Genomic DNA, 8142 nt, shown 5'->3' with positions numbered 1-8142 from the left:
TCAACGGCTCCGACACACTTCGCGCCGGCAGCGTTCTACGAATCGGAATAGAAACCGATTCGAAAGATGATGACCATCTCGTACGTGCCAGCATTTATCATGGCATGCACCATATATTGTCCATTTCGTTAAACGACAAAAACGAATTTATAAGAAGCGATGAACCGGAAATGACTCCGGTTTTAAAAACCGCGTTTGAAGGCGGCGTACCGCTCACCCATATCAATGCATCGAATTTACCGACAATCTATGATGCAATTTATCGGTCGGTTTTAAGTTATGACATGCCGTTAACGACGGCACGCCAACTCATTCGCGTCATGGCCAATGATGTTGACCTTGAAGATCAGGTATCTCCGAATGATACGCTCGAAGTATTTTATGCAACGCCGAATAAGGACGAAGCAGAAAGTTCGGAACCTGAAATTCGTTTTGTCAGCGCCACACTTGGCGGTGTAACGCGCAAATATTATCGTTTCCGTTCAAATGACGGAACGATTGACTATTATGATTCGCAAGGTCGTAGTTCAAAACAGTTTCTGTTGCGCAAGCCCGTGCCCAACGCCATCTTCCGTTCGCCATTCGGCCCTAGAAGACATCCCATTCTTGGCTATGTTCGCATGCATACCGGTGTTGATTGGAGTGCACCGAGAGGATCGCCGATCATTGCTGCGGGCGACGGGGTCGTTACAAAAGCCGGACCTGTGCGCGGTTACGGCAATCAGACAGAAATTCGACACGCAAATGGCTATGTGACCTCCTATGCTCACCAGAACAGTTTTGCTCCCGGCATTAAAGCTGGTGCAAAGGTTCATCAGGGGCAAATTATCGGTTATGTCGGCTCGAGCGGTCTCGCGACAGGTCCTCACTGTCACTTCGAAGTTTCCGTCAACAATACCAAAGTTGACCCGATGCGCATTCGTCTTCCCGATGCAAAATCATTGCATGGAAAAGATCTCGAAGCTTTCAAACGTGATCGGAACAAACTGGAAGCACTTATCAACGGGCAGGATGACCAGAAACTTGCAGCAACTGTCAACACGGATGACAAGGGCCGCAATCCACGGTCGGATATTTGACCATTATTTCAAGTTATTATTTCAAGCCGGCCGGTCTGTTTTAACATTTTTGACAGATATTCCGGCATTGCTGCCAATAACAATGCGTTCCTGGCACATAACCGCGACAAAGCTTCAAAAACAACAGACCTCGTGAACTCTCGAACTTGATATTGAAGTTTGACAACACATCATTCTCAAAGGCTGAAAATGACAAGATAATAATCTTAGACTTATCGTAATTATCCGATTTAGCGGGGATTGGTGAATGAACGCATGGTTGTGGAAGCTGAATCGGCATCGGGACCATAGTCGGATTGCCCGTTGACGCCCAATAATTCCTGTAAACGGGTGCGGGCACGGCTGACACGACTTTTGATTGTCCCCACAGCGCATCCGCAAATTTCGGCTGTATCTTCATAGGAAAAACCGGAAGCACCGATGAGGATAATTGCTTCTTTCTGATCATCGGGCAATTGATCAAGCGCTTTTCTGAAATCCTGCAAATCAAGGGAACCGTATTGGGACGGATGAACGGCAAGATTTTCCGTGAATACCCCTTCACTATCCTGCACTTCACGCCCCTTTTTGCGCATTTGACTGAAAAATTCATTCCTCAGGATTGTGAACAACCAGGCTTTCATGTTCGTGCCAATCTCGAAGCTATTCTGTTTTGCCCAAGCTTTCATGATTGTGTCCTGAACGAGATCATCCGCCTTGTCGTGCTGGCCACTCAACGAAACAGCAAAAGCACGCAAAGATGGTAAAATTGAAAGAAGTTCACGTTTGAACTCAGGATTATGTGGGCTCATGGGTTTTACTTTCCCATATTAATTTTGGTGCTCTTGTTCGGCTTTATCGAGTTTTTCGAGAAGATCGAGAAACTTTTCGGGGATTTCTTCGTCCTGAATTGCCGTGTAGAATTGCCGCAGTTTAATCGCTATTTCACTATTGGATCCAAGCAGATCATCTTGCGGACCGGTAAACGCGGATCCGTTTTTTTCCTTGCTGTCATCCATCTTCAGTCCCTTAAAAATGACGCCATCGGTTAATTCATAACAGTGTGTATAAAAACACGCATCGAATAAAGAATATAGAAGCCAGTAAAAAGTTCCAAGGGGCTGGAACTTTTTTATTATTCGTGAATTAATCATTCACAGGTAGCCGTCATGGCCACCCTTTCAGGGGCAGAAGGAGTTTATTACATGACTTTATCAACACGCATCGCGCCGTATCTACCTTATTTGAGAAGATTTGCTCGTGCCGTTACCGGATCACAAACGTCAGGTGATGCATATGTTGCTGCAATGCTTGAAGCTTTGATAGCCGATACATCTATTTTTCCGGAATCGTCTTCGGATCGTATCAGCGTTTATCGGCTTTTCTGTCAATTGTTCGACCAAACGACACCGAATGTTGCCGATCCCTTGCCTCAATTCGGTATTGAACAAAAAGCCAAGGCTAAACTTTCCTATCTTACTCCGAAAGCACGTCAGGCATTTCTTCTTATTGCCGTCGAGGGCTTTAATGATAAAGAAGCCACCGAAATTATGAATGTCGACTCCGATGAATTCAGAACCTTGCTGAACGACGCTTCGCGCGACATTTCCGAACAGGTGGCAACACGTATACTTATTATCGAAGACGAGCCTTTGATAGCCATGGATATCGAGCAGCTTGTCGAATCACTCGGCCATCAAGTGGTCGGCATTGCGAGAACGCGCAGCGAAGCTGTCGCCGTGGCAGAGAAGGAAAATCCCGGAATGATCCTTGCCGATATCCAACTTGCCGATAACAGTTCCGGTATTGATGCTGTTAACGACATTATCAAGACTCATGAAGTTCCGGTCATCTTTATTACCGCATTTCCGGAACGGTTACTTACAGGCGAGCGGCCGGAGCCGACTTTTCTTGTCACCAAGCCGTTCAATCCCGATATGGTCAAGGCACTCATTTCACAGGCGCTCTTCTTTCAGGAAAATGCGTCAAAGAAATAACACGTTTTATCTTGAAAACAGAAAAGAAGAGAAGGTCTCAAAATCCTTATGACATCGGCATCCAAATCAGCTCTTGCGGTTGAGAAAACGCATGTGAATGCCTTGGTGCAGGCTATTCACGGCGCCGATGTTTTTGTTCTTTTTGAAACGCCTGATCTCGTTTATCGCTGGGCAGAAAATCTGCCTCAACTGTTTGCAGAAAAATGGCGCATCGGGTGTTCTGACAGCGATTTTCTACCAGAACCGCTCACCAATCAGCTTAAATCCATCAAATCAAAGGTGCTCAAGACAGGCAAAATGGAAACCATTGAAGCCCGTTTCGAAAATAAGTCGCACCGGATTTCATGGTATAGATTTACTATTGACTGCCACCGTGACGATGAAGGCGAAATTATTGGCCTTTTGACAACCGGCGTGAATATCACCGAACTTCAACGGCGCGAACAAGTTCTCAAAGCATTATTGCGGGAATTAAGCCATCGTTCGAAAAACCTTCTGGCTATTATCCAAAGTGTTGCGGGCCAGACTGCGCGCTATACCGATTCGCTGCAAACTTTTTTAAGAAAATTCCAAGGGCGTATCCAATCCCTTTCGCATTCTCAGGATCTCGTTACAGATTCCAACTGGCGTGGCGCCCATTTTCGCGAGCTTTTTATCAGTCAGGCATCAAGCTACCTTGGAAAGGAACAAGAAAGATTTACTGTCGAGGGAGAAGATCCTTATCTGTTTCCCGGTGCAGCCTTGCATATCGGTTTGGCGTTTCACGAACTTATCGTCAATTCTCTTTCCTACGGTGCACTTTCAAAGCCTGAAGGACTGGTCCATGTGACAAGTGAAATCAGAAGAGACGAAGGGCGTCCCTCGCAACTTTATATTTCATGGTATGAAGTGTTTGCGCCGGGCCATACGCCGGATGATGACCGCAAGGCTTGTTTTGGCAGCGCTGTGTTGGAAAAGATTGTTCCGATTTCCGTAGGCGGAACCGCAAGTCTGGAATTTACTGGCGATGGCGTTGTCTATCACCTTGCTTTGCCAGACACATATTTCGATTTTTACAACTGATTACGGCTCGTCTGTTTTTAAATTTTACGGTGATTATTGCTGCAAAATTCAACTTAATTCAGACATAATAAAACCACTTTCCACCAAAAGTGTTTTGTTCCGGAACAAATCGCTTCGACAACCGTTATATTTGTATAAAAAGATAAAATCATCCACTTGTTAAAGTTTTTCCTGAAGGGGTCGATCATGAATTCCGTCATCGCCGTAATGTTGCTTGTTTCCTGCACAGATGGTTTCTCGGCCTGCAATGCTGCCGACGACATGGTCAAAGTGTACCCCACGCATGAAGCATGTGAAGCGGAGTTATTGCCGTCGGTCAATCACATCGGCAAAACCAATGAAATGGTTTTTGGACAATGTATCAAAGCTGATCCGGATTTCATCAATGGTGACTTGAGCATTTACTGGAGAGTCGATGAGAACGGCGATCTCATCGTCGAGCTGACCAATGATGACAGTGACAACGAAGAGTTGACCGTACCTCTTAGAAAAATAGACAAACCGATTGCCTCGAATGATAAAGTCGCCACCAAGCCGGCAGCGTAATGAGGAGTAAATAGAATTACTCTGACGTAAAGTTTAAGTGAAGAAATGTTTTTGTTAAATTAGCAAACTGTTCACCAAAGCTTAAAAAATTTATTTTCCATTGAAAGATGACCGCGAAACTCGTAAATGCGGGGCACTATCAATGGAGAATTTTCTATGCGCGATGATTATCAGTCCGGTTTTGAGGATATGGATTATCAGGATCCGTATAACCAACAGCCTGCGCAGCCACAAACGCAATTGGACCCTGCCGTCGAAAGAGTAAGACGCAAGCTTATGCGTTTGATGATTGCTTCAATCGCCATAACAATCATTCTGATTTTAATTATTCTGGCAGCAGTCATCTACAAGGTAACTTCCTCGTCATCTGACAAAACACCTGCGGAAGTTACAAAAACAGAGGCAAATCCGGTTCCCGGTGCAGAGACTGCCAATAATGCAACAACTGACACAAAAGCACCAGCACCTGCTGTTCCTGAATTTATCAAACGTTCGATTGCTTTGCCGCAAGGAACCCGTATCCTCTCGCAAAGTCTTTCGAACGATATGATTGCGCTTGAAACATTGACACCTGAAGGCAACACGGAACTTGTTATCTACGATTATCGTAAAGGCCATCTTGTTGCCGGTATCACAGTTGACACCTCTCCGGTTGCCAAACAGCCGGTCGAAGAACCGGTAGCAACGCCTGCCCAATAAAAAAATCAAAGTTCAACCTAAAGAAAAGGCCGCTTGTGAAAAGCGGCCTTTTTCATGAACCCAAGATTTTATTTCTTGGACTTATTTTGTTTTGCATCGGATTTCTTTTTTTCGTCTTTGTTATCCGTGCTTTCGGCTTCCTTTTCTTCTACCTTCGATTCATCAACAGGATGAGCCGGAGTTGGCGTGAAAATCAGACGATCGGAAGCACGTGATATATTGACTGTAGAGCCATCAAGAATATCACCGATCAGCAACCTTTCGGCAAGTGGATCCTGAACTTCTCTCTGGATAACCCGTTTAAGAGGCCGTGCACCATAAGCAGGGTCGTAACCCTTGTCGGCAAGGAATTCACGAGCACTATCGTCAATAACAAGTTTGATCTTCCGATCCGACAATAATGATTGCAAACGCTGCAACTGGATATCGACAATGGCTCCCATTTCTTTCCGGTGCAACCGGTGAAACAGGATGATTTCATCGACACGGTTGAGGAATTCCGGCCTGAAAGCAGCTTTCACAACAGCCATAACATCGTCACGGGCTTTTTCAGCTTCTTCATTATCGTCAAGCGCTGTCAAATATTCGGCACCGAGATTTGATGTCATAATGATAAGCGTATTGCGGAAGTCAACAGTGCGACCCTGCCCATCGGTCAAGCGCCCGTCATCAAGCACCTGCAACAGAACGTTGAAAACATCCGGATGGGCTTTTTCAATTTCATCAAACAGGATGACCTGATAGGGCCGACGACGAACCGCTTCGGTCAAAGCACCACCTTCTTCATAGCCGACATATCCCGGAGGAGCACCAATCAAACGGGCAACCGAATGCTTTTCCATATATTCCGACATGTCGATACGAACCATTGCGGTCTCGTCCTGGAACAGGAATTTTGCCAGAGCCTTGGTGAGTTCGGTTTTACCAACACCTGTTGGCCCTAAGAAAATGAACGAACCGATCGGCCTGTTCGGGTCTTGCAAGCCTGCACGTGCACGACGTACCGCCCGCGAAACAGCCTGAATCGCCTCGCCCTGTCCGACAACGCGTTTGGCAAGCTCGTCTTCCATTCTCAGAAGTTTCTCACGCTCGCCTTCCAGCATGCTATCAACCGGAATACCGGTCCAGCGCGATACCACTTGTGCAATGTGATCGGGTGTGACAGTTTCTTCCAGAATTGAACCGTGATTTTCCTGACTTTCAGCTTCTTCCAACTGCTTCGCTAATTGTGGAATAATGCTGTAGGAAAGCTCGCCGGCTTTCTGATATTCACCGTTACGTTGGGCAATTGCCAAATTGTTGCGTGCTGCTTCCAACTGTTTTTTCAACTCGGCAGCATGACCCAATTTCTGTTTTTCCGATTGCCATTTTGCCGTGATTTCATGCGATTGTTCTTCAAGCTCGACCAATTCATCTTCGAGTTTTTCCAAACGGTCTTTCGATGCAGGATCGGTTTCGGCTTTCAAAGCTTCCCGCTCGATCTTCAACTGCATGACACGACGATCAATTTCGTCAAGTTCTTCCGGCTTGGAATCAACCTGCATACGCAGCCTTGAAGCCGCTTCATCAATAAGGTCAATCGCTTTATCCGGCAAAAACCGGTCTGTAATATACCGGTTGGACAAAGTTGCAGCCGCAACAAGGGCTGAATCCGAAATACGGACTTTATGGTGTTGCTCGTATTTTTCCTTAATACCACGAAGAATCGAAATGGTGTCTTCGACACTGGGCTCATCAACAAAAACCGGTTGGAAACGACGGGCAAGAGCCGCATCTTTTTCAACATATTTGCGATATTCTTCAAGTGTCGTTGCACCAACACAATGAAGTTCGCCACGGGCAAGGGCGGGTTTCAACAGGTTGGATGCGTCCATAGCGCCATCGGATTTACCGGCACCAACCAAAGTATGCATTTCATCAATAAACAGAATGATCTCGCCGTTTGCTGCCTGAACTTCTGTCAAAACAGCTTTCAAACGCTCTTCGAACTCGCCGCGATATTTTGCACCGGCAATCAATGCTCCCATATCAAGGGCCAAAAGCGATTTGTCACGCAAAGTTTCAGGAACATCACCATTCACAATACGCAAAGCAAGTCCTTCGACAATTGCCGTTTTACCAACGCCCGGTTCACCAATCAGCACCGGATTGTTTTTAGTGCGCCGTGACAACACCTGAATTGTCCGGCGGATTTCTTCATCACGCCCGATAACCGGATCAAGTTTCCCTTCGCGCGCATCTTTTGTCAGATCGCGTGCATATTTTTTCAATGCGTCATACTGTGCTTCGGCATTAGCCGAATCAGCTGTGCGTCCTTTTCTCATTTCATTGATCGCCTTATTTAACGCCGTTGGCGTGATCCCGCTTTTGGAAAGAATGTCTGCTGTTTTTGCGTTCGGTTCCATCAGGAGCGCTTGCAAAAGGCGCTCGACTGTCACAAAGCTGTCACCGGCTTTTTCAGCTAATTCTTCAGCCCGGTTAAAAACCTTTGCCATCGGTTCGGACATATAAAGCTGTCCATTGCCGCCACTGACTTTAGGCAATGCTGCTAGCGCTCTTGCCAAAGCATCTTTTGCTGCTTTTACATTGCCACCCGCCTTCTCGATCAATGATGCACATAGGCCTTCATTGTCGTCCAGCAATACCTTTAACAGATGTTCCGGTACAAACTGCTGATTGTCTGATGATAAGGCAAAGTTTTGTGCAGATTGTAGGAACCCCTGCACCCGCTCGGTATATTTTTCTAAATTCATCCTCGTCTCCTTTTCCCATAATCCATA

8 protein-coding genes (1 of these 8 cut by a window edge) are annotated in these 8142 nt (G+C 46.1%); 5 read left to right on the top strand and 3 right to left on the bottom strand.

Annotation, left to right across the window (positions count from 1 at the left end; all coding sequences use genetic code 11):
- Nucleotides 1–1079, top strand: partial view of a M23 family metallopeptidase gene (locus H3V12_RS10095; protein WP_198214539.1) — the 3' portion only. Its footprint begins 910 nt before the window's first position; 1079 of the gene's 1989 nt are visible here — the last part of the coding sequence; its start codon lies beyond the left edge, outside the window; it ends in the stop codon at nt 1077–1079.
- 230 nt (nt 1080–1309) lie between these two features.
- Here H3V12_RS10095 and H3V12_RS10090 read toward each other — a convergent pair whose 3' ends face one another.
- The gene (locus tag H3V12_RS10090) at nt 1310–1870 is read right to left on the bottom strand and encodes an RNA polymerase sigma factor (protein WP_198214538.1); all 561 of its coding nucleotides are present in this window, start codon (nt 1868–1870) and stop codon (nt 1310–1312) included.
- A gap of 18 nt (nt 1871–1888) precedes the next feature.
- On the bottom strand, nt 1889–2077 hold the full coding sequence (locus tag H3V12_RS10085; protein ID WP_198214537.1) for a NepR family anti-sigma factor: 189 nt from the start codon (nt 2075–2077) through the stop codon (nt 1889–1891).
- 186 nt (nt 2078–2263) lie between these two features.
- Between H3V12_RS10085 and H3V12_RS10080 the strand changes: the two genes are divergently transcribed.
- From H3V12_RS10080 to H3V12_RS10065, 4 genes are all read left to right on the top strand, one after another.
- On the top strand, nt 2264–3055 hold the full coding sequence (locus H3V12_RS10080) for a response regulator (RefSeq protein ID WP_198214565.1): 792 nt from the start codon (nt 2264–2266) through the stop codon (nt 3053–3055).
- Nucleotides 3056–3097: 42 nt separating this feature from the next.
- A complete protein-coding gene (locus H3V12_RS10075; RefSeq protein ID WP_198214564.1) occupies nt 3098–4117 on the top strand; it encodes a PAS domain-containing sensor histidine kinase in 1020 nt (339 codons plus the stop codon).
- Nucleotides 4118–4303: 186 nt separating this feature from the next.
- Nucleotides 4304–4663: a hypothetical protein gene (locus H3V12_RS10070; RefSeq protein WP_198214536.1), complete on the top strand. Its 360-nt coding sequence runs from the start codon at nt 4304–4306 to the stop codon at nt 4661–4663.
- A 156-nt stretch (nt 4664–4819) separates the two neighbouring features.
- Nucleotides 4820–5362, top strand: a complete 543-nt coding sequence (locus H3V12_RS10065) for a hypothetical protein (RefSeq protein ID WP_198214535.1) — start codon at nt 4820–4822, stop codon at nt 5360–5362.
- Nucleotides 5363–5430: 68 nt separating this feature from the next.
- Here H3V12_RS10065 and clpB read toward each other — a convergent pair whose 3' ends face one another.
- On the bottom strand, nt 5431–8115 hold the full coding sequence (gene clpB / locus H3V12_RS10060) for an ATP-dependent chaperone ClpB (RefSeq protein WP_198214534.1): 2685 nt from the start codon (nt 8113–8115) through the stop codon (nt 5431–5433).
- Nucleotides 8116–8142 lie beyond the last annotated feature (27 nt).

Source organism: Bartonella sp. W8167, from assembly GCF_016100335.1.
GTDB classification, from domain to species: Bacteria; Pseudomonadota; Alphaproteobacteria; order Rhizobiales; family Rhizobiaceae; genus Bartonella; species Bartonella apis.
The sequence above is the reverse complement of the archived record's forward strand: the minus strand, read 5'-3'. Positions and strand labels throughout refer to the sequence as shown.

Bases quoted from the DNA above. Each gene is read 5' to 3' on its own strand.
- H3V12_RS10090 (WP_198214538.1), bottom strand. From the start codon at position 1,870: ATGAGCCCACATAATCCTGAGTTCAAACGTGAACTTCTTTCAATTTTA.
- H3V12_RS10085 (WP_198214537.1), bottom strand. From the start codon at position 2,077: ATGGATGACAGCAAGGAAAAAAACGGATCCGCGTTTACCGGTCCGCAA.
- H3V12_RS10080 (WP_198214565.1), top strand. From the start codon at position 2,264: ATGACTTTATCAACACGCATCGCGCCGTATCTACCTTATTTGAGAAGA.
- H3V12_RS10070 (WP_198214536.1), top strand. From the start codon at position 4,304: ATGAATTCCGTCATCGCCGTAATGTTGCTTGTTTCCTGCACAGATGGT.
- H3V12_RS10065 (WP_198214535.1), top strand. From the start codon at position 4,820: ATGCGCGATGATTATCAGTCCGGTTTTGAGGATATGGATTATCAGGAT.
- clpB (WP_198214534.1), bottom strand. From the start codon at position 8,115: ATGAATTTAGAAAAATATACCGAGCGGGTGCAGGGGTTCCTACAATCT.